Consider the following 23439-nt stretch of genomic DNA (forward strand, 5'->3'; position numbering starts at 1 on the left):
CTTTGCCTTGTCGTGGCCGTAGGGCAGCAGATCGCTGTCCGAAATCCCGATCTTCGCACCAATCTCCTGGATCGGTTTCTTCTGCGCTTCACGCGCAATCTCGATGTCACTCTTGTAGCTCATGGCGATCTCCCTTTTGCCGTCTTTTCTGGCTGAACCCCCGCGGCGGCTGCCTTAGCGAGGCTCTATATATTCCTATTACTCAAATTATTTTCCTGCACGTCAACACATTCCTGACCAAATCCGCCTGAAAAACAGGGCATTTTCTCCATTTCCGGCGCCCATCGGAAACAAGCGGAATTTCACCCCGGGTGAAGACGGCGCATATGCGGCAAGTGCTGCCGCAAACAAAAAGGGCCCGGGCAATGCCCGGGCCATGCAAGGTCCGGCCCGAAGGCCAGACAGGGGGAATCACTGCCGGGTCAGATATCCAGCGTGTTGTCCTTCTCCCAGCGGGAGAAGTGGTTGACGAAGGAGTTCCACTCCTGCTGCTTCATCTTCAGGTAAGCGGCAGAGAATTCCTCGCCCATCATTGCTTTCAGGCCGTCGTCCTTGTCGTAGAAGCGCAGCGCATCCAGCATGTTGAGCGGCAGCTTCGGCGCGTCGGTGATGGTGTGGCCTTCGGCATACATGTCGATGTCATGACGCGGGCCGGGGTCGGCCTTGGAGCGGACGCCGGAAAGCCCGGCTGCAATGATCACCGCCTGCAGCAGATAGGGGTTCACGGCGCCATCGGGCAGGCGCAATTCAAACCGGCCGGGGCCGGGCACGCGCACCATGTGAGTGCGGTTGTTGCCGGTCCAGGTGACGGTGTTCGGCGCCCAGGTCGCGCCCGACATGGTGCGCGGCGCGTTGATGCGCTTGTAGTAGTTCACCGTCGGGTTGGTGATCGCCGCCAGCGCCGAGGCATGTTTCATGATGCCGCCCAGGAAGTAGCCGCCCTGTTCGGAGAGTCCCAGTTCAGCGATATCGCCTGTGCCTTTTTCGGCCGCGAAGACATTGTTGCGTGAATCCGCGCCGGGAGCGTCCCAGACCGAGATATGCGCATGGCAGCCGTTGCCGGTCAGGCCCTCTACCGGTTTCGGCATGAAGGTCGCGCGGAAACCGTGCTTCTCCGCCACCGATTTTGCCATGAACTTGAAGAAGCTGTGTTTGTCAGCGGTGGCCAGGGCATCATCGAAGTCCCAGTTCATTTCCCACTGGCCGTTGGCGTCCTCATGGTCGTTCTGATACGCGCCCCAGCCCAGCTCCAGCATGTAGTCGCTGATTTCGCGGATCACGTCCAAACGGCGCATCATGGCCTGCTGATCATAGCAGGGCTTTTCGGCGCTGTCGAAGGGGTCCGAGATTTCCTCGCCATCGGGGGTCAGCAGGAAAAACTCGGCTTCGATCCCGGTTTTCACATGCAGGCCTTCGTCCGCGGCCTCCTTGATCAGACGGCGCAGCACGTTGCGCGGCGCCTGGGCGACATCTTCGCCCTCCATCACGCAATTGCCTGGGACCCAGGCAATTTCCTTGTTCCAAGGCAGCTGAATCACGGCGTTTGGATCCGGCACCGCCAGCATGTCGGGATGCGCCGGGGTCAGATCAAGCCAGGTTGCAAAACCGGCAAACCCCGCACCATCCTCCTGCATACCTGCGATCGCCCGCGCCGGCACCAGTTTGGCGCGCTGGCCACCGAACAAGTCGGTGAAGGAGATCATGAAATATTTGACGCCTTTTTCTTTTGCGAAAGCAGCCAGATCTGTCGTCATGGTCCCACTCCCTTTCCCTGTTGAGTGTGTTGTGGAAAAGGCGCGGCCATTGCCCGGCCGCGCCTGCCAATCATTAAAACCCTGCTTTGCCAGGATACCAGTCGGTACCGGCCAGCGGCACACGCGCCATGGCGGCGGCCTCCATTGTCAGGGCGCACAGATCCTCGGGTTCGAGGTTGTGCAGATGGTTATGGCCGCAAGCGCGAGCAATGGTCTGCGCCTCCAGCGTCATTACCTTAAGATAGTTGCGCAGGCGGCGGCCGGCTTCAACGGGATCGACGCGCTTCATCAGCTCGGGATCCTGAGTGGTGATGCCAGCCGGATCCTGGCCTTCGTGCCAGTCGTCATAGGCGCCGGTGGTGGTGCCCAGCTTCTGGTACTCGCTTTCCCATTTCGGGTCATTGTCGCCCAGCGCGATCAGCGCTGCGGTGCCGATGGCCACCGCGTCGGCGCCCAGCGCCATCGCCTTGGCCACATCTGCGCCGGTGCGGATGCCGCCGGAAACCACCAGCTGCACTTCGCGGTGCACGCCCAGGTCCTGCAGCGCCTGCACGGCAGGGCGGATACAGGCCAGCGTCGGCAAGCCGACATGTTCAATGAACACATCCTGGGTCGCAGCGGTGCCGCCCTGCATGCCGTCGAGGACCACAACGTCAGCCCCGGCCTTCACCGCCAGCGCGGTGTCGTAATAGGGGCGGGTGCCGCCAACCTTGATATAGATCGGAACCTGCCAATCCGTGATTTCGCGCAGCTCGAGGATCTTGATTTCCAGATCATCCGGGCCGGTCCAGTCGGGATGGCGGCAGGCCGAACGCTGGTCGATTCCCTTGGGCAGGCAGCGCATGTGCGCAACCCGGTCCGAGATCTTCTGCCCCAGCAGCATGCCGCCGCCGCCGGGCTTGGCGCCCTGGCCCACAACAACCTCAATCGCATCAGCCTTGCGCAGATCATCCGGGTTCATCCCGTAGCGCGAGGGCAGATACTGATAGACCAGCTTGCTGGAATGCCCGCGCTCTTCCGGGGTCATGCCGCCGTCACCGGTGGTGGTGGACGTGCCTGCAGCGGATGCACCGCGGCCCAGGGCCTCCTTGGCAGGACCGGACAGCGCGCCAAAGCTCATGCCGGCGATGGTGACCGGGATGTCCAGCTCGATCGGCTTTTTGGCAAAACGGGTGCCCAGGGTCACCTTGGTTTCGCATTTCTCGCGGTAGCCTTCCAGCGGGTAGCGAGAGACCGATGCGCCGAGGAACAGCAGATCATCGAAATGCGGAACCTTGCGCTTGGCGCCGCCGCCGCGGATGTCATAGATCCCGGTGGCTGCAGCACGGCGGATTTCCGCGTTGATCGGGTTGGAGAAAGTCGCCGACTGGATCGGGACCGTACGGGGGATTTTAGTGTTATCCATGTTTGTGATCCCTGTCCTTAGTACGCTTGCGCGTTGTCGACGTCGAAGTTGTAAAGCTTACGGGCCGAACCGTAGCGCTTGAACTCTTCCGGCTTGGCGTCTGCACCGGAACGCGCCAGCAAATCCTTGAGGATCTCGATATGCTCGGGGCGCATTTCCTTTTCGATGCAATCGGCACCCAGGCTTTTGACCGAACCGCGCACAAAGAACCGCGCTTCATAGCAGCTGTCGCCCAGCGCATCTCCGGCGTCGCCGAGCACCACAAGATTGCCAGCCTGCCCCATGAAGGCGCACATATGGCCGATGTTGCCGTGCACGACGATGTCGATGCCCTTCATCGAGATGCCGCAGCGCGACGACGCGTTGCCCTTGATCACCAGCAGCCCGCCCTGGCCGGTTGCACCGGCGTACTGGCTGGCATCGCCGTCTACAATCACGGTGCCGGACATCATGTTTTCCGCCACCCCGGGGCCAACCGAGCCTTCGACCTTGACGGTCGCCTGCTGGTTCATGCCGGCGCAGTAGTAGCCGGTCGAGCCCTTGACCGTGACCTCAACCGGCGAGTACAGGCCCACGGCAATCGCATGGCTGCCCTTGGGGTTGACGATTTCCCAGGCAGTCTTGTTCGAGCTGCCATTCAGTTCCTGCAGGGCCGAGTTCAGACCGCGCAGGCCATTTGCTTCAAGATCATATGTCTGCATCTTAGTGGTTCCAGAAGTAAACGGTTGCGGGTTCGGGCTCCCAGACTTTGGCGTCTTCGATGCCCGGCAGATTCACCAGCGCGCGGTATTCGCTGCCGAACGCCACATACTGGTCGGTTTCCGCCATCACGGCCGGCTTGCAGGCGATCGGGTCGCGGACCACGCCAAAGCCGTCCTTGGTGCCAACGACAAAGTTGAAGAAACCGTCGAGATCCTCCAGCGTGCCTTCCAGGGCTTCGCCCAGGGTGGCGCCGTTCTGCATCTTCCAGGTCAGATAGGCGGCACCGACTTCGGTGTCGTTCTGGCTTTCGATGCGGACGCCTTCGCGCTTCAGGCGGCGGCGCAGCGCGTTGTGGTTGGACAGCGAACCGTTGTGCACAAGGCACTGGTCCAGTCCGGTCGAGAACGGGTGAGCGCCCTCGGTGGTGACGGCGGATTCAGTGGCCATACGGGTGTGGCCGATGCCGTGGCTGCCGCTCATGCCGCGCACGTTGAAGCGCTCGGCGACCTTCTCGGGCAGACCCACTTCCTTGTAGATCTCGATCGCTTCGCCGGCGCTCATGATGCGCATGCCGGGGCGCAGTTCGGCCAGCACGCTGCGGGCCTCTTCTTCCTTGCCCGCAGGCAGGTCCAGCACCGCGTGGGTATCGATCACCCGGATCGATACATCGCCGCTCAACGCCTCGGCCAGCACGCCGTCCAAGCCGTCAAACGCCTCATCCGGCGAATCCGACTGAACCGTGACCTTGGTCCGCCCTGCGGTATCGGCACCATAGATGGCAATACCGGCGCTGTCCGGACCGCGGTCCGTCATGGTGATGAGCATATCGGTGAGCATATCGCCCAGCTTAGGCTCAAGTGATTTGTCTTTTAGAAAAAGACCGACAATCCCGCACATGGGTGTGCCTCCTACTTTTCATCTCGAATCAACGCTAGCACCTTGCGAGCGACCGTTCAACTCTTATGAAACTTTTTTTCCTCTGACGGAAGTGAAAGACGCGCCTTACTGGCGCGCCCTTCGATGTATTCAGGTCAGTATTTTTCCAGCAAAGCGTGGATTTTATCCTGATCACCCATATGCCTGGCCTTTTCCAGGTGTTTACTTTCCCGGGCAAACTGGATCCGGTGCCAGCCAATCCAGAAGATCACCCCCAAGATCACCATGAAAACTTCGTATCCTTGGAAGGGGTAGACTGGCCCAACCTCCGCCAGGTCCACTGCCCAGCTGTCATAACCAATGGTAGACATTTCGTTCTCCTTATTCTGCAGGGACTCTGGAACTGCCGGTCAAGGCAGCCTTGTCGGCTTCGATGATGGCTGCCTTGGCATCCTCGTAGGCATGGTGCTCTGCGTAATCGAGGCCCTGAAGCTCGACTTCGAGCGGGATCCGCAGCACACCTGCAGCGGCCTGGATCTTGGAGATCACAAAGCCTGGCAGCCAGCCCAGCACGCCGAACATGATCACCGCGCCGATGGTCTGGCCGACCGGATTGACCGTTGCATAGCCATCGTACGGCGAACTCGGCGCCCCCCACAGCAGGAAGCCCGCGAGGATAAGGCCGACAATGCCGGAATAACCGTGCACGGCAACCGCGCCCACTGCGTCATCTAGCTTGAAGGTACGCTCCATCCAGTAGTGCAGCTTGTACACGATCACCACTCCGACGGCGCCAACCAGCATCGCCTGGACCGGATGATAGAGGTCGTTGCCGGCAGATGCGGTGATGATTCCAGCCAGACCGCCGGAGAAGGTCCAGAATGCATCGCCCCTGGATACCAGATAGGCCGCCATCAGCCCGCCCGACATCGACATCAGGAAGTTGAAGGTGATTGCAGACAGCGAGGTCGGCGCCAGATAGATATTGGTGGCCGTCCAGGTTTCACCGGTCAGCAGTCCGCCGATGCCGTCGGGCGAGATCACCGGAATGTTGCAAGCAGCATAGAAGCCCCAGAACCCTGTGTAGATCAGGAAGATACCGATGGTCAGCATCCAGGGATTATGCGGCGGGATATCGCGCGGGGTGCCATCGGCGGCAAACTTGCCGATCCGCGGGCCCAGCACCATGATCACACCCAGCGCGTAACCGCCGGCCACCGCGTGAATCACCCCGGATGCATAGGCATCGTGGTAGCCGAGATACTTCACCATCCAGCCTTCGGCGTGCCAGCCCCAGGCTGCGTCGATGATCCAGAACACCGAACCGATCATCACCGCATGCACCCACAAAGCCGAGGAGCGGATCCGTTCGATCACAGCGCCCGACACGATCGAGGCGGCAGTCCAGGAAAACAGCAGGAATGCAGCCCAAAACACACCGGTGATCCGGTCGGAAAGGTTGGTGGCCATGTTCTGCGACCACGGCAGGTTCGCGGAACCGGCATCGTGATTCAGCCCGCCGAAAAACGGAAAGCTCGGGAATGACCAGTAGATCCACCAGCCGAAGAAGAAGAATGTCACCGTGACCAGCGGAATGATCATGATGTTCTTCATTAATGTGTGCATGTGGTTGCGGTGGCGGCTGGCGCCGACCTCGTACATGCAGAACCCCACGTGTATGAGGAACATGAAGACAACGGTCACCCAGTAGTAGAACTCGGTGAACACCGTTGTTAACGCGTTCAGATTTCCATCCAATGTTTTGCCCTCCTGTTGGCAGTTCTCCCGGGCTTTCTTGCCTCTTGGGAATATTATTTTCATATATTATTGAGTCTCAGGAGGCGGAGCTGTCAATAATCGTGTGAAAGTTTATTTACCCTCAGAAAAGCCAGCGCAGCCATCAAACCACTGAACTGCGCAGCTGCAGAACCTCTTAAACGTACGCTCCCAAGGGCTTACGGCATTCTGCCCGTTACCCCCTCATGGCAGCTGCCCGCGCTTGGTTTTTTTGGGGATACGCGGCATAATTGTGGATTTGCGACGCAATCAACCGAATCTCCGGCATTGGAAGGTGCCGATTCCCCCCGAAACAGGTCCTTCCGCGGCCGGTGCAGCCTCAAATATCCTGCCTAAAAGACCATTTCCGGCCATTCTATGCCGCAAACCCATTCGGAATCGGCCTTTTCGGCAAAATCTTTTTCCTGCTAGGAATAATCGTTGACACAGCGCCTACTCTCTTGGCTAACTGGACCAGACCAATGGAACCAAATCGCGAAATTTGGTCCACCACTATCTTGGGAGACATAGATCATGGCCATTATCTGGCGGACTTCAGCACTGGCGCAGCGGCACAAGGAAATCGGCGGCGAGCTTGAAGATTGGAACGGCATGGGAACCGCGTGGTTCTATGACCACAGCCCCGAACGCGCCAAGGCCGACTATGAGGCGGTCCGCACCAAGGCCGGCCTTATGGACGTGTCCGGTTTGAAAAAAGTCCATGTTGTCGGCGAACACGCCGCGCAAGTTATCGACCGGGTCACCACCCGCAACGTCGAAAAGATCATGCCGGGCCGCTCGACCTACGCCTCGATCCTGAATGACCAGGGCAAGTTTGTCGACGACTGCATCATCTACCGCCTGTCGGTGAACAGCTGGCTGATTGTGCACGGCACCGGAACCGGCATGGAACAGCTGAACGCGGTTGCCGCAGGCAAGAATTGCTCGGTGATCTTCGACGACAATCTGCACGACATGTCGCTGCAGGGCCCTGTCGCCGTTGATTTTCTGGCCGAATATGTCCCTGGCATCCGCGATCTGGCCTATTTCGGCATCATCCAGACCAAACTGTTCGGCTGCCCGGTGATGATCTCCCGCACCGGTTATACCGGTGAACGCGGGTATGAGATTTTCTGCCAATCCAAAGATGCGGTTCACCTGTGGGACAGCATTCTGGAAGAGGGCAAAGGCCTGGGCATTGTGCCGGTCCAATTCTCGACGCTGGATCTGCTGCGCACCGAAAGCTATCTGCTGTTCTATCCGGGCGACAACTCCGAAACCTATCCGTTCGACAATGAGACCTGCGGCGACACTCTGTGGGAGCTGGGTCTGGAGTTCACCGTGTCCCCCGGCAAGACCGGCTTCATCGGCGCCGAAAACCACTATGCCGCTGAAGGCAAGGAACGCTTCAAGATTTACGGCGTCATGCTGGAGGGCACCACCCCGGCGGACGAAGGCGCCGATCTTCTGCAAAACGGCGAGAAAGTCGGCGTGGTGACTTATGGTATGTACTCCGAAGTCAACAACCACAACGTGGGCATCGCCCGGATGCCGGTGGCCTGCGCCAAGCCGGGCACCAAGCTGACGGTCCGCAATGGCGATGGCACCGAGATTGCAGCCACCGCCGAAGAGATGCCCTTCTACGACAAGGACAAATCGATCCGCACCGCAAAGGGCTGATCCGGATCCCGGGCGTCCCCATCCCGGGGGCGCCCGCTTTCGTTCACCCGGACTGCAGGAAAAGCGACCCACATGCCTAAGACCGAATTCCCCCCCTCCATCAACAGCCGCCCCGTCTACGGCGAGCTCGAAGCCCGCCCGGGCAGCGGCCACCTGATGATCGCCGACGCCGAAGGCGCCGAAGCAATCCTTGATCTGGCCAAAACCGCGGATAAGGATTTCTGGGCCAAGGCCCATATCATCTATATCCCCAAGAAAACAGGCACCAAATACAGCAGCCAGCTGGAACAGCTGGGTGCGGGCCAGTTTTACGCCGGCCCCTCCTATGAGGCCGCGCAAAGCCGCATCCGCCGCGCCCTGAACAACTGCCACATGGGCACCCAGGTCTACCTGACCGGCACCGAGAGCCTGATGGGCCAGGCGATGTATGAGGCGACCACAGCGGGTATTCCGCACACTGCGATCCAGACCGAACACCGCGGCTCGACCGCGCGGCGCATGCAGTGCGTCCACTGCAAAGGCATCACCGAGGACGTCACCACCGATCCCTTCGAATGCAGCCACTGCGGCCTGAGCCTGTTTGTGCGCGACCACTATTCGCGCCGCATCGCCGCCTTCCAGGGCGTGCGGGTGGATGCCGAAGATCCGGGCAATATCCCCGAGAAAGTGGAGCTGTTTAAATGAGTGCTGGCACCGCAAAACTGAATGTCACCGTGGCCGAGGTCAAACCGATCAATGAACTGGTCACCCGTTTCAAATTCGTCCGCACCGGCGGCGGCGCCCTGCCCACCTTCTCGGGCGGAGCACACACCGTGGTCGAAATGCAGGATGGCGGCATCACCCGGCTCAACGCCTATTCCTTGATGTCCAATCCGGCCGACCGCGGCGCCTACACGATCTCGGTCCGCCGTGATGATGAAGGCCGGGGCGGCTCCAAATTCATGCATTCCCAGGTAAAAGAGGGCATGGAGATGGTGATCTCCAACCCGGTGAACCTGTTCTCACTTGATTTGCGCGCCAAGAAGCACCTGATGCTGGCCGGCGGCATCGGCATCACCCCGTTCATGGCCCAGATGCATCAGCTGGCAATGATGGGCGGCCAGTTTGAGCTGCACTATTCGGTGCGCAACGCTTCGCTCGGCACCTATTCCGGCGACTTGTCGGCGAACTACCCGGGCAAGGTGCATATCTATCATGACGACCAGGGAGAGGCGATCGACCTCAAGACCCTGCTCGCCACCCAACCGCTAGGCACGCATGTCTATGTCTGCGGCCCCAAGGGCATGATCAACTGGGTGCATGGCACCGCGTCGGAAATGGGCTGGCCGCGCGAGGCCGTGCATTCCGAGGAATTCCTGGCGCCGGCCTCCGGCAAACCGTTTGAGGTAAAGCTGGCGGTCTCCGGCAAGGTGATCCAGGTCGGCGAGCATCAGTCGCTGCTGGAAGCCATCGAGGCCGCGGGCGTCGACGCCCCCTACCTCTGCCGCGGCGGCGCCTGCGGCCAGTGCGAAACCAATGTCATCGGCTACGACGGAAAGTTCCTGCACCACGATCACTGGCTGACAGACGAGCAGAAGGCCGGCGGCAAGCATATCATGCCCTGCGTGTCGCGTTTTGAGGGCAAGACCCTGGTTCTGGATCGCTGAGGAAAAGAAAATGACCATTCAATTCAACGACGAAACCTTTCGCGGCGACTTCACCTTCCGCAACTCGGAGTGGGCGATCAAGCGCTTCCCCTTCCCGTTCCACGAAGACAGCTACATGTATTCGGTGAACATGGAGCCGCACACCTCCTACCGGCCCGGCTCGGTGTTCGAGCGCACCTTCGACGTGGACGAGCACTATGTCGCGGAAATGAAGGACCGCGCCCAGGTGCTGGCGGATGATCCGCTGCGCTGCCAGTCGCTGCCGCATATGACGCTGGCAGGCTGGGACCTGGTCGAGCTGATCATGGAAGCCAAGGCGCGCGAATACCCCGACCTGTTCGAACTGCACAAGAACGGCAACCGCTGGCGCTGGGTCAACAAGCCGCTGGGCATCGACGACACCTTCACCTTCCTCGATGAAAGCACCCTGCCCTACGGGCCGATGGAATACATCACCCGCCAGACGCAGGGCGACTTTGCCCTGCTGGACCAGCGCGACGACAACCTGTGGATGGATGCCGGCATGGTCACCACCCAGGCCGACTGGAGCCTGGATTTCGACATCGGCATGAACTTCTTTGAATGGCATGCGCCGGTGCCGAAGGCGCATGAGATGGGCATCTTCGTGCGCGCCCTGAAATTCCTTCTGAACATCCAGCAGGGCCAGCCCGCGCGGCGCCTGAACTGGACCATGACAGTGAACCCGCTGCTCGACACTTCGCCAGAGAACTACCACAAGTGGGGCGAGATGAAGCAGGACCTCACCATGGAGAACCTGGGCGACAAGCAGCACCTGCGGGTCGAGTTGCAGACCTTCTTCCGGCTGCCGCGCTCCAACGCGCTGGTGTTTCCGATCCGCTGCTACCTGATCAGCTTCAACGATCTGGTGACGGTGCCGAAATGGGGCCGCCGCCTGCACCGGGTAATCCGCGACCTGCCCGAGGAGCTGGCGACCTACAAGGGCTTCATCGACAACCGGCCGATGATGGTCGAATGGCTCTCGCAACATGACGACGGCAGCCCGACTTCGGATGGCATCTGGGCCGACGACGACTGATCCCGAGCGGATTTGGCGGGCCGTCCCCCCCCTGTCATTCAGGCCCGCCTCTCTGACTGCCGCTGCCTCTGGCGCGGCAGTTTTTTTGTGTGCCGGGACGCTCCCGCGCGTCAGACGGCAGGCGGCGCCTGCCCCTCGCAGCGTTGGACCGGGCAGCGTGCTTGGCGCGCCGCAGGCCTCAGCCGGGAGGCTCGCAGCAGGGTGCCACCGCGCCGCGCAGTGCGCGGCGCCGGTCCCAACTGTGCAGGGGCATTTTCAGATGGTCCGAAACAGGCGGGAGCAATCCCGCCACGGCTCAGCTCGACTGCGGATAGGAAATGATCGACAGGTACCGCGCCGGCAGCTTGATCAGCTGTTCCGGCCCATGCGGCGCGTCGGCGTCGAAAAACAGCGTATCGCCCGGCTTCAACGTGAAAACCTTGTCGCCATGCCGGTAATCCACCTCGCCCTCCAGCATATAGAGCATCTCGACGCCATCATGCTGGAAGGTCGGAAAGACATCCGACTCCTCGGTCAGGGAAATCATGTAAGGTTCCACCAAAACACCCGAGGCATTGGCGCCAAGATGCCCCAGCAACTGATACTGATGACCCGCCCGCGTACCGGCACGCTCGGTCTCGACGCCTTCGCCCGTCTTGGTATGCACCGCCTCACGGGTTTCCTCGAAACGGCGGAAGAACGAAGTGATCGGAACACTCAGCGCGTTGGCCAGCAATTGCAGCGTGGTCAGCGACGGGGATGTATTGCCGTTCTCGATCTTCGACAGCATCCCGATCGACAGCCCGGTCAGCGTGGCAAGATCCGCCACGGTGATTCCCTGCTGGCGCCGGAACGACCGGACTTCGCGGCCAATCGCCACTTCCAGAACTTTTTCCGCGCCGTCGCGGACCCGGTGCGGATCTTGAGAAAGGTAGTTTGCCACTGCGTCGCTATCGTCTTTGGGTTTAGCCACTGTGTTATCTTCCTTCTGGACAGCCTCTGACAAGCGCGCAGCGGGCGGTACGCAAAAATTTTCCGGACACAAGAAACCACGCGAAAATTATTTTACTGCCATTACCACTTTTTCCCAACCCCTTACCGCCACAGGAAAGAAATTTGTTGCTGAGCCGCCCAATTCTGCAGGCACGCTGCCACCACAACCCGGACCATCCGGCCTGGATTTGCGCATAAAAGCATTCGGACCTGGATAAAGTCCGTCACCCAGCGGCAGAAAACAGGTCCCCGGAACCTTGCGCGTGCCGTCAAACAGCACTGGATTTTCGACGCGCCAGCGGCTGGCATGCCGCTGGCCGGCCGGCGCAGATCATCCGCCGCGAAGGGCAGCCCGCGCCAACATATCCGCCAAGCGGAACAGCCTCATAGCCTTGCGCAGGCGGTTCTCCCGGTCCCAGCCGATGATCGCGGCAAAAATGTTTGAACGGAATGCACCGGTGATTTCTCGATCCGCCACTGGCTCCACAGGCAGACCGCCACGATGACCCCCTCGCAAGAGTAGCAGGATATGCGTTTGCCGCCGCCGGCTGAAGGAACATCCTCCGGGTCAGCCCCGATTTCACGATCATGGAAATCTTTCTCTTCTCCCTTGGCGGACCCGCCTGTTTTTAAGCGGCGGTGTTTTACGCGGGGTGCGGCCGCAGTCCTTGGCGTTCCCTGATCTCTGCGCAATAGAACTGAACCAGCTGGGATAAATTGGCCCTATCTTGGATCAAGGCCAATAGCGAACTGGTTCACCGCAAAGATATATTCTTTCAAATAACGAACCAAAAAAGCACCAATCCAGAACCATTCGCACGGAAGTATGGCAATGATCTCTCTTAAAATTGAGCAAAAACAGGATTTTGCGGAAAGTGTCAGCAGGACACCTGCCCAACCAATTTAAGAACCAATTTTCATCAACTTTCTTGCCGCCGTGCCGAAGAACCGTTAGCCTCAAGACCAATCCCAGCTGTGTCAGACAGTTGCATTAAGGCCGTCAAAGCGGGTAACTGCACTTTTGTCACAGCGATCAGGCGCAGGGGATTCCCCCGCCCATCCGGCCCGGAAAATACAGACTATGAGCTCAGCGGAAGACACCACCTCGCAAATTCTGACCACCCATTCGGTTGGTGCCACGGTGCAAGTCGTGATCGACACGCTGTTCGCCCGCATCAAGGCGGGCACCTATGCGGTCGACACCCGGCTGCCGTCAGAACGCACGCTGGCCTCGGAACTGGGCGTTGCCCGCAACACCGTGCGTGAAGCCCTGGATGTTCTCACCGGTCAGGACGTGATCCACCGCCGCCCCGGGTCCGGCAGTTTTGTCAAATTCCGCTCTGATCCCAAACCCGAAACATCCTATTCTGCACTTGCCAGGGAAGTTTCGCCGCTGGACCATTTGGTGGTGCGCGGCATTCTGGAACCGGAACTGGTGCGCCTTGCGGTGATCAACATGACCCCGCGCCAGATCGAGGAGCTGGACCAGACCCTGTCCCGCGTCGAAGCCGTGCGCACCGATCCGGGGGAATTCATCGAGGCGGAGGAAGATCTCTACCGCAAAATTGCCGAGGGCACCGGCAACCCGCTGCTGCACTCCTGCTATGAGCTGACAATCGAGGCCTGCCGCCTGTCCTACCGCACCGCGCTGCGCCGCCGCCATCTGACGCCGCAACGGATCCAGGAATATCAGAAACGCTACAACACGCTGTTCAACGCGATCGCCTCACGCGATGTGGAATCCGCGGTGGAATTCATCAAACTGCATCTGATCGACGAACAGAAACTGCTGCTGCAGGAGGTCTGAGCCGGGCCGGGCCCTGCCCGATCAGACCTTCACCGCACGCGAGCTGACTTCACTGCCCGGCGCACCGCTTTCCAGCCGCTGGTGCCACAGCTGCCCCAAGGCCGCCATTTCGGATTTCAGCAAATCGGAATGCTGCACCAGCCAGCCGGGAATCGACTTGAAACTGGCAATCCGCGCCTTGCCTTCCTGTATGGTCACGACAGGCCAATCCCCAACCAAGGCATTGGAAATGCCGAATATCTCCTCTCCCCACCATTCCGCATGGCCGAAGGCGTGGGTGACATGGCCCAACTGTTTCATCGCCGCCAGCACAGATGGAGGCTCGACCGATCCCGCCTTCTCCACCGCGCTGTGCCAGATGTCGAGGATCGCCACATACTCCCAGCTGACCGCCGACCAGCTGCCTGGGAAACGGCGGTTGTATTCTTCGTAAAACACATGCGGCCGGTTAAAGAAAAACGCCTTTTCCCGCAGCAGCGGATCGTCAAAATCCGGGAACTGGAAAACCACACCCTCCATGAATTCTGGCGACGTCCGCTCCACCAGCTGATCATAGCCATCCATGGTGCAGCTGATGATCTGCCCCTTGAACCCTTTGGCATAAGCATATTCCGTCATCGCATGCACCATCGGCGCATATGACGAGCACCAGCACAGGATATCGGCACCGCTCTCCAGCATCGGGTCCACCACCGGCCCCGGATCGCTGGAGCCCGGATCATACTGCACCTCGCGCAGAATCGTTTTCTCTGCGGCCTTGAACGCCGCCCGGTAAACTGCTTGCGACGGCATCCCCAGCAGATCCGCCTGGCTGCACAAGGCCACGGTTTTCAAATCCGGTTTGTTCTCCGCCAGCCAGGCCACGCCGGTCACATTCTGGATCGGGTGCGCTTCGCTGGGGGCGATCAGATAGGGCGTATCGGGCGACAAATCGGATGGCAGCAGTGTCGAGGTCAACACCTTGTTGCGCATCAGGAAATCGCGCACCGGCGCAAAGGTATCGCCGCCCAGCATCAGCATCAGCTTCACCTTGCGCTGCTGCACCAGCTCCATTGCCCCCTCCAGCGCGCGTTCCGGGTCATATCCGCAATCGTAGGCATGGATGCGGATCGGGTAGCGGCGGCCGCCGATCAGCACCCCGCCGGCCTTGTTCAGCCCGTCCTCCCAGATCCGGCAGCCATTCAGCCCGGGCAGCCCCCAGCTCTCCACCCGGCCCGACAGCGGCCCAAGAAAGCCGATATTCACCGTTTCTGTCATTTCCACCGACAGCCGCGGCAGCGCTGCGCGGGCCGTCAGCTGATGCACAAAACTCGTTGTCTTCATGGCTCGAATCCTAACAATATTTCTCTGCCCCGCCAGTCCATTGAGTAAAAATCTTATTCCTTCCGTGAAAATATGTTGACTTGACGGTGCAGTTTTGGACTAATTGGACCAGACCAAAGGAACCAAACCATAATATTGGTCCATACCAATGGGAGAGACACATGACCAAGAAACGCATTGCCATCATCGGCGCCGGCCCCTCCGGCCTGGCTCAGATGCGCGCATTCCAATCCGCCGCCAACAAGGGCGAAGAGATCCCGGAAATCGTCTGCTTTGAAAAGCAGGACAACTGGGGCGGGCTGTGGAACTACACCTGGCGCACCGGCCTGGATGAAAACGGCGAACCGGTGCATTGCTCGATGTACCGCTACCTGTGGTCCAACGGCCCCAAGGAAGGCCTGGAGTTTGCCGATTATTCGTTCGAAGAGCATTTTGGCAAGCAGATCGCATCCTACCCGCCGCGCGCCGTGCTGTTTGATTATATCCAAGGCCGGGTGGAAAAAGCCGATGTGCGCAAGTGGATCCGCTTCAACTCGCCGATCCGCTGGGTCGAATACAACGAGGACAAGGGCAATTTCACCGTCACCGTCCACGACCACGCCAAGGACAGCACCTACAAGGAAGACTTCGACCACGTGATCTGCGCCTCGGGCCACTTCTCGACTCCGAACGTGCCGTTCTACCCGGGTTTCGACTCCTTCAACGGCCGCGTTCTGCACGCCCATGACTTCCGCGACGCGCGCGAATTCAAGGGCAAGGACATCCTGATCCTCGGCGCCTCCTACTCGGCCGAAGACATCGGCTCGCAGTGCTGGAAATACGGCGCCAAATCGATCACCACCTCCTACCGGTCTGCTCCGATGGGCTTCAAATGGCCGGACAACTGGGACGAGGTTCCGGCGCTGGAAACGGTCAAGGGCAACACCGCATTCTTCGCGGACGGCACCCAGAAAGAAGTCGACGCGATTATTCTCTGCACCGGCTACAAGCATTTCTTCAGCTTCCTGCCCGACGACCTGCGCCTGAAGACCGCCAACCGCCTTGCCGCGGCTGACCTGTATAAAGGTGTGGTTTTTGCCCATAACCCCAAGATGTTCTATCTGGGCATGCAGGATCAGTGGTTCACCTTCAACATGTTCGACGCCCAGGCCTGGTGGGTCCGTGATGCGATCATGGGCAAGATCGAAATCCCCTCGGACAAGGCAACCCTGCTGGCCGACGTGAAGGAGCGCGAGAAGCGCGAAGAAGCCTCGGACGACGTCAAATACGCGATCAAATACCAGGGCGACTACGTGCTGGAACTGATCGAAGAGACCGATTACCCGACCTTCGACGTGGCCGGCGCCTGCCAGGCCTTCTATGAATGGAAGGGGCACAAGGCCGAAGACATCATGGCCTTCCCCAACCATTCCTACAAATCGGTCATCACCGGCACCATGGCACCTCTCCACCACACCCCGTGGAAGGATGCCCTGGACGATTCGCTGGAAGTATATCTGCAAAACTAAGCAGATCCGCCTGCGCCGTTTTCCTTCCTGGGCGGCGCAGGCACCTTTCGCCGCTGTGCGAATCCCTGTTCGCAAGCTAATATCCACCTTATGCAGCGCGATAAAACCATGACCCTTGGCTTTCTGATATTCCCCGGCTTTCCAATGGCCTGCCTGACCTCGGCTATCGAGCCGCTGCGGGCGGCAAACGAAATTGCCGGCACTGAAACCTTTCATTGGAAACTGGTCTCGGAAACCGGCGCCGGCGTGAACGCCTCTGCCAATGTGGCGTTTCAGCCCGACTGCGCCCTGGACCAGGCCGAGGACATCGACACGCTGTTTCTGCTGTCCAGCCCGCAAGGCAAGTTCGAGGACCCCAAGGGGTCCAACGGCAAGCTGCGCCACCTGGCCCGCCACGGCACCACAATGGGCGCGGTGTCAGGCGGGGTATTCCCGCTGGCCCGTTCCGGCCTGCTCGACGGGCACAGCTGCTCCGTCCACTGGTGCTACAAGGCCGCCTTCAGCGCTGAATTCCCATCGCTCGCAACGGTCGACGATGTAATTGTTCTGGACCGCCGCCGCTTTACCGCCAGCGGTGCTGCGGCAATGTTCGACTTGTCGCTGAAGCTGATTGAACAGGCCCTCGGCGACGCGGTGATGACCGAAGTCGCCTGCTGGTTCCAGCACCCGATGGTCCGGGCCGAGGGCGTGCGTCAGAAAATCCCCGCCTTCAAGACCGACAGCACCGCCGACAGCCTGCCGCCGCCGGTCGCCAAGGCGGTGGAGCTGTTTGCCGACAATCTGGAGCATCCGGTGTCGATCCGCGACGCCGCCAGCGAAATCGGCGTCTCCCCGCGGCAGCTGGAGCGCAGCTTCAAATCCGCCACCGGGCAAAGCCCTGCAATCTATTACCGTACCCTGCGGATGAACGCGGCCCGGCAGCTGGTGATGTACTCCCGGGATTCCATCACCTCGATCGCCAATGCGGTTGGATACGCCACTTCCTCCACCCTGTCGCAGCACTACCGCGACAGCTTTGGCGTCACCCCGCAGGAGGAACGCCGGAAGGTGAACCTGTTCCGGGTCCAGGACAACCGCCCCATTCCCTCAGCCTGACGCATCCCGGGCAGCAGCGGCGGGTTTTCCCGGCCTGACACAAATGCGTGCCCGGTTCCGCTCCCTGCTGGTGCGACCGGTATTGTGAGAAACAGGCGATTCTGCCCCATTGCCGCATATTAATCCGCCGCGCGGAAAGACGGATGGACGTAATCCTGGATTATGCCCCCGCATTGCGAAGGTCAGTATGCCGTTGCTTTTGCGCGACAACAGGATCTTCGGATTTCTTGCCCCCAAGCGCCACGCTGCCCATCTGCGCGGCACACTTGCGGCGGACTGCGGGAGCTGCGTGGCGGCGGAAACCAATCCAGCAATCGCTTTCGGCCTGGAGAAACACCCAGTCACCGCCATCCTGCGGGCGGACGCACAGGCACTGCCGCCGGACCTTGTCTCTTTTGTTCTCTGTTGTCCGGCTGTCTGAGGCCGTCACAGGCAGGCGCCAGGATGATCCCGATGCCCGCAGCGGGGCAGCTGAGGCTTTCGGCGGGTCCGGCCTGATAGAACTGCGGTTTGCGATGAACGGTGCCGCAATGCGCCCCGGCATCGTATGCGCTATGGGGGCCATGCAACAGTTTGCGATCTGCCCGTCCTGCGGCGCCTCGCTGCACACCAACAGGAAAACGCCGCACGGAAACATGCGGCGCTCTCTTTGTTTCAACCCGGCTCAGATCACCGATTTTGCCGCTGCCATCAGCGCATGATGCAGGGAGCCGGCCGAGGAACGCGGGCCGATGATCGAATACTGCTGCCCCGGAGCATGGCACAGCAGGAAGACGCCCAGATGCTCCATTGAGGTCCGCACCGCACTCCCCGCTTTTCCGCCGCGGACATCAGCATTGCACAACCGCTCCAGCACATCGGAACAGCGCGCGCCTTCCATGTCAAAGCGGCACCAGCCGTCGGTCTGCTCCACAACAGAACCAGCCTCGCCGACGGCCTGTTTCAGCTCACCCGCCAGCAGTTCGTGGCTGTCATGCGGTGCCGAGACCATCCACAGATCCGGCCCCATCCACCAGGTGGCGAATGCACCGGTTTCTGTCCAGCCCGCAGGCCCGGGCAGCGCGCCGCCCAGATATGCGGCAGCGGCGGAATTCACTGCCTCTTCCTGCCCCTGGCGCGCTGCCAGCGAGGCCAGCGCCCGGTCGGTGACCTCGCGGATCAGCAGCCCGGTAAAGGCATCGACCCGCGGCTCGTGACCGCCCAGCGGCGAAATGGCTTTCAGACCATGATTATCAAACTTACCCACGGAGACGCTCCCCTTCCGGATCCACAAAATGCGCGCTGACAACTTCGACCTGGACTTCCTTGCCTTCCAGCGGGTTGACCGCGCGGATCACCTCGCCCAACCGCGCGTCACCGCGCTTCAGGAAACCGATCCCGATCGCGCATCCCAGCACCGGCGAATAGGCGGCCGAAGTGATATAGCCCTGATCGGTGGCGGCGCTGACTTCGCCATCGGCGTTCATCAGATGCGATCCGGCCGGCACCGGATCGGCGGCGTTCACCGGCTTGAAACCAACCAGCTTCAGCGCATCCTCCCGGTTCATGCCTTCGCGTTCGCTGAGGGTGTTGCCAATACAGTCCTTCTTCTTGCTGACCATCCGGCCCATGCCGAGGTTCAGCGCCGAGGTGGTGCCGTTCAGCTCGTTGCCGGCTGCATGGCCCTTTTCGATCCGCATCACGCCCAGCGCCTCGGTGCCATAGGGTACCGCGCCGAACTCCTCGCCCGCTTCCATCAGCTTGCGCAGCAGCGCGTCGCCGTAACGGGTCGGAACCGCGATCTCATAGGCCAGCTCGCCCGAGAAGGAGATCCGGAACAGCCGCGCCCGGCAGCCGCCCGCCACGGTGATCTCACCGCAGGCCATGAAGGGGAAACCCTCGTTCGAGATGTCGAACTCAGGGTCCACAACCTTTTGCAGCAGCTTGCGGGCATTCGGACCCGCCACCGCGAACTGTGCCCAGGCCTCGGTTGTCGAGATCAGCTGCACATCCATATCAGGGAACAGGCACTGGCGCGCAAATTCCATGTTGCGGTAGACCAGAACTGCGTTGGCGGTGGTGGTGGTCACCACGAAATGATCCTCGGCAAAGCGGGCGGCGGTGCCATCGTCATAGGCAATGCCATCCTCGCGCAGCATCAGGCCATAGCGGACCTTGCCGACCGGCAGCTTGGCAAAGGCGTTGGCGTACATCTTGTTCAGGAATGCCGCCGCATCCTTGCCCTGCACGTCGATCTTGCCCAGCGTGGTCACATCGCAGATGCCGACCGAGTTGCGGGTCTGCAGCACTTCGCGGTCCACCGACTGGCGCCAATGGGTTTCGCCCGCCTTGGGGAACCATTGGGCGCGCAGCCATTGGCCGACCTCGACAAACTCCGCACCTTGCTCCTCAGCCCATTTGTGGCTGGGGGTCTTGCGGGTGGGGCGGAACTCCTCGCCCACCGAACGGCCGGCCATCACGCCAAAGGACACCGGCGTATAGGGCGGGCGGAACATGGTGGTGCCGACCTCGGGGATCTGCTTGCCCGCCAGTTCGGCCATGATCGCCAGACCGCCCATGTTCGACGTCTTGCCCTGATCGGTCGCCATGCCAAGCGTGGTGTAACGCTTCAGATGCTCGACCGAGCGGAAGTTCTCCTGATGCGCCAGCTTGACGTCCTTGACGGTGACGTCGTTCTGCTGGTCCAGCCAGGCGCGGCCTTTGCCTTCTTTCACATACCAGAAGGGGGTCACGTTGACGGGCGCATCCTCGGCCGCGGGAAGATCGGCAGCTTTCGCATCGATCCCAAGATCCGACAGCGCGGCAACCGCACCCTCGGCCCCTGCGCGCAGGGCGGCAGCGGTTGAGAAATCGCCATTGGCAGCCCCCGCCACAGACATGTTTTGCGGCAATGTCCCCGCGGGGACAAAGGCGGCAATATCCTCGCGCCAGGCCGGGCGGCCGCGCTGGTGGCAGGTCAGATGCACATTCGGGTTCCAGCCGCCGGACACCGCCAGCGCGCCGCAAGGCACATCGCGGGTGGCGCCATTGGCCAGACGCAACCGCACCGTTTCCAGGCCCAGCCGGCCCTGGGTGTCGATCACCTGGGCACCGGCAAACAGTTCCGCGCCGTCGACCTTGGGCGCATCCGGGCGGGTGTCGATCACCGCGGTCACCTTCACCCCCTTGGCGATCAGATCCGCTGCGGTGCGGTGGCCGTCGTCGTTGTTGGTGAAGACCGCAACACTCTGATCCGGCGTCACCGCCCAGCGGTTGGCATAGGCGCGCACCGCCCCCGCCAGCATCACGCCCGGACGGTCGTTGTTTTCAAACGCGATGGGCCGTTCGGTGGCGCCTGCCGCCAGCAGCGCCCGCTTGGAATAAATCCGCCACAGGATCTGCCGCGGCTTGCCCGCTTCCGGTGCCAGCACGTGGTCGGCCACCCGCTCCACCGCGCCATAAATGCCGTGGTCGAAGGCACCGATGATCGAGGTGCGCGGCATCACCCGCACATTCGGCAACGCGGCCAGTTCGGCCTGCACCTGCTCCACCCAGGCGGAACCGGTCAGATCATTGATGCCGAAAGTTTCCGCATTCAGGCGTCCGCCCAGCAGGAAGTCCTCGTCCGCGATGATCACCTGGGCGCCAGCCCGGCCCGCGGTCAGCGCTGCCATCAAGCCGGAGGGACCGGACCCGATAACCAGCAGGTCGCAATGCAGGAAGCCCTTGTCATAGGCGTCCGGATCATCCTCGAAACTGATGCTGCCAAGGCCGGCCGCCTTGCGGATGATCGGCTCGTAAATCTTCTCCCAGAACGCCGCAGGCCACATGAAGGTCTTGTAGTAGAACCCGGCGGTCAGGAAGTTCGAGAACCGGTCGTTCACAGCCATGAAGTCATGCTTCAGCGACGGCCAGCGGTTCTGCGAATTGGCTTCCAGGCCATCGTACAGCTCAGCCGTGGTGGCGCGGGTGTTCGGCTCCTGCCGTCCGCCGCTGCGCAGCTCAACCAGCGCGTTGGGCTCTTCCGACCCGGAGGTCAGCACGCCCCGCGGGCGGTGGTATTTGAACGAGCGGCCCATCAGCCGCACGCCGTTGGCCAAAAGCGCCGAGGCCAGCGTGTCGCCCTCGAAGCCCTTGTATCGCTTGCCATCAAACGTGAAGGTCAGCGCCTTGCTGCCCTTGATCAGCCCGCCATCCAGGCGGTTCACCTGCACGCCCTTGCGGGCACCGGTGCTGCCATCGGCCTGGAACGCAACGGTTCCGGCATTCAGTATTGCATCAGTCATTTGCTGCGCCCCCTTGCCCGGGCCACATCGCGGGCCAGTTCGACAGTCAGGATTTCATGGGTCACGGTATTGCGGGTCACCACCAGCCAGGACCGGTCGCCCTGCTCATGGAACCACAGCTCGCGGTGCTCGCCCGCCGGGTTGTCGCGCAGGTACAGATAGTCGTGAAACTGATCCGCCGCGTTCTCGGCCTGCCAGTCGGGCCGGTCGATCAGCGCCGCGTCACCCAGGTAGGTGAATTCCTGGCTGTCCCGCGGCCCGAGGATCGGATGGTTGATAATCATCGTTTGCTCCTTTCCTCAGTGCAGGTTCGGCTGGGCGCCCTGGCCCTTTTCGTCAATCATGCAGCCCTTGCGGAACCGGTCGAGCCGGTAGGCCGTGGCCACTTTGTGCGGGGTGTCCGTCGCCAGCAGATGCGCGTAGCACCAGCCCGAGGCCGGGGTCGCCTTGAACCCGCCGTAGCACCAGCCGCCATTGAAATAGAGACCATCCACATGGGTCTTGTCGATGAAGGGCGAGCCGTCCATCGACATGTCCATGATACCGCCCCAGCTGCGCAGCATCCGTACCCGGCCTAAGCTGGGGATCAGCGCCATGCCGCCTTCCATCACGTCCTCGACCACCGGCAGGTTGCCGCGCTGCGCATAAGAATTGTACATGTCCAGGTCGCCGCCAAAGACCAGGCCGCCCTTGTCCGACTGGCTGCAGTAGAAATGACCGGCGCCAAAGGTGATGACCCCGTCCAGAACCGGCTTCAGCCCCTCTGACACAAACGCCTGCAGCACGTGGCTTTCGATCGGCAGGCGCATGCCCGCCTTCTCCATCACCCGGCTCGACGACCCGGCAACGCAGCTCGCCACCTTGTTGGCACCGATGAAACCCTTGGTGGTCTCAACACCCAGACACTTGCCGTTCTCGATCCTGAAACCGGTGACTTCGCAATTCTGGATGATGTCCACCCCGCGCAGATCCGCGCCGCGGGCATAGCCCCAGGCCACAGCATCATGGCGCACGGTGCCGCCGCGGCGGTGCAGCAACCCGCCCTTGATCGGGAAACGCGCGTTGTTGAAATTCAGGAACGGGTACATGGCGCGGACGCCCTCCACGTCCAGCAGCTCCGCGTCCGATCCGTTCAGGATCATCGCATTGCCCCGCCGCCGCGCCGCATCGCGCTGCGCGTCCGAATGCACCAGGTTCAAAATGCCGCGCTGGCTGACCATGGCGTTATAGTTGAAGTCCTGCTCCAACCCTTCCCACAGCTTCAGCGACAGCTCGTAAAACGGCTCGTTGCCGTCCAGCAGGTAGTTCGAGCGGATGATGGTGGTGTTGCGGCCCACGTTGCCGCCGCCGATCCAGCCCTTCTCAATTACAGCAACATTGGTGATGCCGTGCTCCTTGGCCAGGTAATAGGCCGTTGCCAGCCCGTGCCCGCCGCCGCCGATGATCACCACATCGTAGCTTTTCTTGGGTTCCGGATCGCGCCAGGTCGGGCGCCATCCCTTGTGGCCCGTCAGGGCCTCCTTGATCACTTTCAGGCCAGAGTACCGCATTTTGTCCTCACCATCTGTCACCG

Annotated in this window: 21 protein-coding genes; 7 read left to right on the forward strand and 14 right to left on the reverse strand. The window is 61.2% G+C overall.

The window, feature by feature from the left end; all coding sequences use genetic code 11:
* From VOI29_RS09720 to VOI29_RS09750, 7 genes are all read right to left on the reverse strand, one after another.
* Positions 1-123 (reverse strand): formate--tetrahydrofolate ligase (locus VOI29_RS09720; RefSeq protein WP_291733590.1); only part of this gene is annotated, 123 nt, incomplete at its 3' end.
* Positions 124-422: 299 nt separating this feature from the next.
* Positions 423-1754, reverse strand: a complete 1332-nt coding sequence (gene glnT / locus VOI29_RS09725) for a type III glutamate--ammonia ligase (protein ID WP_323778235.1) — start codon at positions 1752-1754, stop codon at positions 423-425.
* 73 nt (positions 1755-1827) lie between these two features.
* Entirely contained in the window at positions 1828-3159 is a 1332-nt protein-coding gene (locus VOI29_RS09730; RefSeq protein WP_323778236.1) for an FMN-binding glutamate synthase family protein, read from the reverse strand.
* Positions 3160-3176: 17 nt separating this feature from the next.
* Positions 3177-3860: a protein GlxC gene (locus VOI29_RS09735; RefSeq protein WP_323778238.1), complete on the reverse strand. Its 684-nt coding sequence runs from the start codon at positions 3858-3860 to the stop codon at positions 3177-3179.
* A 1-nt stretch (position 3861) separates the two neighbouring features.
* The gene (locus VOI29_RS09740; RefSeq protein ID WP_323778240.1) at positions 3862-4758 is read right to left on the reverse strand and encodes a glutamine amidotransferase family protein; all 897 of its coding nucleotides are present in this window, start codon (positions 4756-4758) and stop codon (positions 3862-3864) included.
* Between the two features lie 134 nt (positions 4759-4892).
* A complete protein-coding gene (locus VOI29_RS09745; protein ID WP_323778242.1) occupies positions 4893-5108 on the reverse strand; it encodes a hypothetical protein in 216 nt (71 codons plus the stop codon).
* A gap of 10 nt (positions 5109-5118) precedes the next feature.
* The gene (locus VOI29_RS09750) at positions 5119-6495 is read right to left on the reverse strand and encodes an ammonium transporter (protein WP_323778244.1); all 1377 of its coding nucleotides are present in this window, start codon (positions 6493-6495) and stop codon (positions 5119-5121) included.
* Between the two features lie 552 nt (positions 6496-7047).
* Here VOI29_RS09750 and VOI29_RS09755 point away from each other — a divergent pair.
* The 4 genes from VOI29_RS09755 to VOI29_RS09770 all read left to right on the forward strand — a co-directional run bounded on the left by VOI29_RS09755 (position 7048) and on the right by VOI29_RS09770 (position 10896).
* Entirely contained in the window at positions 7048-8193 is a 1146-nt protein-coding gene (locus VOI29_RS09755) for an aminomethyltransferase family protein (protein WP_323778245.1), read from the forward strand.
* Positions 8194-8265: 72 nt separating this feature from the next.
* On the forward strand, positions 8266-8877 hold the full coding sequence (locus VOI29_RS09760; RefSeq protein ID WP_323778247.1) for a dimethylamine monooxygenase subunit DmmA family protein: 612 nt from the start codon (positions 8266-8268) through the stop codon (positions 8875-8877).
* Entirely contained in the window at positions 8874-9839 is a 966-nt protein-coding gene (locus VOI29_RS09765) for a PDR/VanB family oxidoreductase (protein ID WP_323778248.1), read from the forward strand. The genes VOI29_RS09760 and VOI29_RS09765 overlap by 4 nt, the downstream gene beginning before the upstream one ends.
* A gap of 10 nt (positions 9840-9849) precedes the next feature.
* The gene (locus VOI29_RS09770) at positions 9850-10896 is read left to right on the forward strand and encodes a DUF3445 domain-containing protein (protein ID WP_323778250.1); all 1047 of its coding nucleotides are present in this window, start codon (positions 9850-9852) and stop codon (positions 10894-10896) included.
* 295 nt (positions 10897-11191) lie between these two features.
* Here the strand turns inward: VOI29_RS09770 and VOI29_RS09775 are convergent, their stop codons facing one another.
* Both VOI29_RS09775 and VOI29_RS09780 read right to left on the reverse strand, forming a co-directional pair.
* Positions 11192-11848, reverse strand: a complete 657-nt coding sequence (locus tag VOI29_RS09775; protein WP_323778252.1) for an XRE family transcriptional regulator — start codon at positions 11846-11848, stop codon at positions 11192-11194.
* A gap of 87 nt (positions 11849-11935) precedes the next feature.
* Positions 11936-12148 carry a hypothetical protein gene (locus VOI29_RS09780; protein ID WP_323778254.1) on the reverse strand — a complete coding sequence of 71 codons (213 nt, stop codon included), beginning with the start codon at positions 12146-12148 and terminating at the stop codon, positions 11936-11938.
* An 801-nt stretch (positions 12149-12949) separates the two neighbouring features.
* Between VOI29_RS09780 and VOI29_RS09785 the strand changes: the two genes are divergently transcribed.
* Positions 12950-13675, forward strand: a complete 726-nt coding sequence (locus VOI29_RS09785; protein ID WP_323778256.1) for a FadR/GntR family transcriptional regulator — start codon at positions 12950-12952, stop codon at positions 13673-13675.
* Between the two features lie 21 nt (positions 13676-13696).
* Here VOI29_RS09785 and VOI29_RS09790 read toward each other — a convergent pair whose 3' ends face one another.
* A complete protein-coding gene (locus tag VOI29_RS09790; protein WP_323778258.1) occupies positions 13697-14998 on the reverse strand; it encodes an ABC transporter substrate-binding protein in 1302 nt (433 codons plus the stop codon).
* Positions 14999-15159: 161 nt separating this feature from the next.
* Between VOI29_RS09790 and VOI29_RS09795 the strand changes: the two genes are divergently transcribed.
* The gene (locus tag VOI29_RS09795) at positions 15160-16506 is read left to right on the forward strand and encodes an NAD(P)/FAD-dependent oxidoreductase (protein WP_323778259.1); all 1347 of its coding nucleotides are present in this window, start codon (positions 15160-15162) and stop codon (positions 16504-16506) included.
* Between the two features lie 90 nt (positions 16507-16596).
* Positions 16597-17601 (forward strand): GlxA family transcriptional regulator, encoded by a 1005-nt coding sequence (locus VOI29_RS09800; RefSeq protein WP_024091837.1) that lies wholly within the window; start codon positions 16597-16599, stop codon positions 17599-17601.
* Positions 17602-18265: 664 nt separating this feature from the next.
* Here VOI29_RS09800 and VOI29_RS09805 read toward each other — a convergent pair.
* The 4 genes from VOI29_RS09805 to VOI29_RS09820 are packed head-to-tail and all read right to left on the reverse strand — an operon-like array spanning position 18266 to position 23416.
* Positions 18266-18847: a sarcosine oxidase, gamma subunit gene (locus tag VOI29_RS09805; protein ID WP_323778261.1), complete on the reverse strand. Its 582-nt coding sequence runs from the start codon at positions 18845-18847 to the stop codon at positions 18266-18268.
* Positions 18840-21866 (reverse strand): sarcosine oxidase subunit alpha family protein, encoded by a 3027-nt coding sequence (locus VOI29_RS09810; protein ID WP_323778263.1) that lies wholly within the window; start codon positions 21864-21866, stop codon positions 18840-18842. Before VOI29_RS09810 ends, VOI29_RS09805 begins: the two co-directional genes overlap by 8 nt.
* Positions 21863-22150, reverse strand: coding sequence for a sarcosine oxidase subunit delta (locus tag VOI29_RS09815; protein ID WP_323778265.1), 288 nt, complete (start codon positions 22148-22150; stop codon positions 21863-21865). Before VOI29_RS09815 ends, VOI29_RS09810 begins: the two co-directional genes overlap by 4 nt.
* A 15-nt stretch (positions 22151-22165) precedes the next feature.
* Positions 22166-23416 carry a sarcosine oxidase subunit beta family protein gene (locus tag VOI29_RS09820; protein WP_024091841.1) on the reverse strand — a complete coding sequence of 417 codons (1251 nt, stop codon included), beginning with the start codon at positions 23414-23416 and terminating at the stop codon, positions 22166-22168.
* Between the last annotated feature and the right edge of the window lie 23 nt (positions 23417-23439).

It is taken from the genome of Leisingera sp., assembly GCF_034669605.1.
Lineage (GTDB): Bacteria > Pseudomonadota > Alphaproteobacteria > Rhodobacterales > Rhodobacteraceae > Leisingera.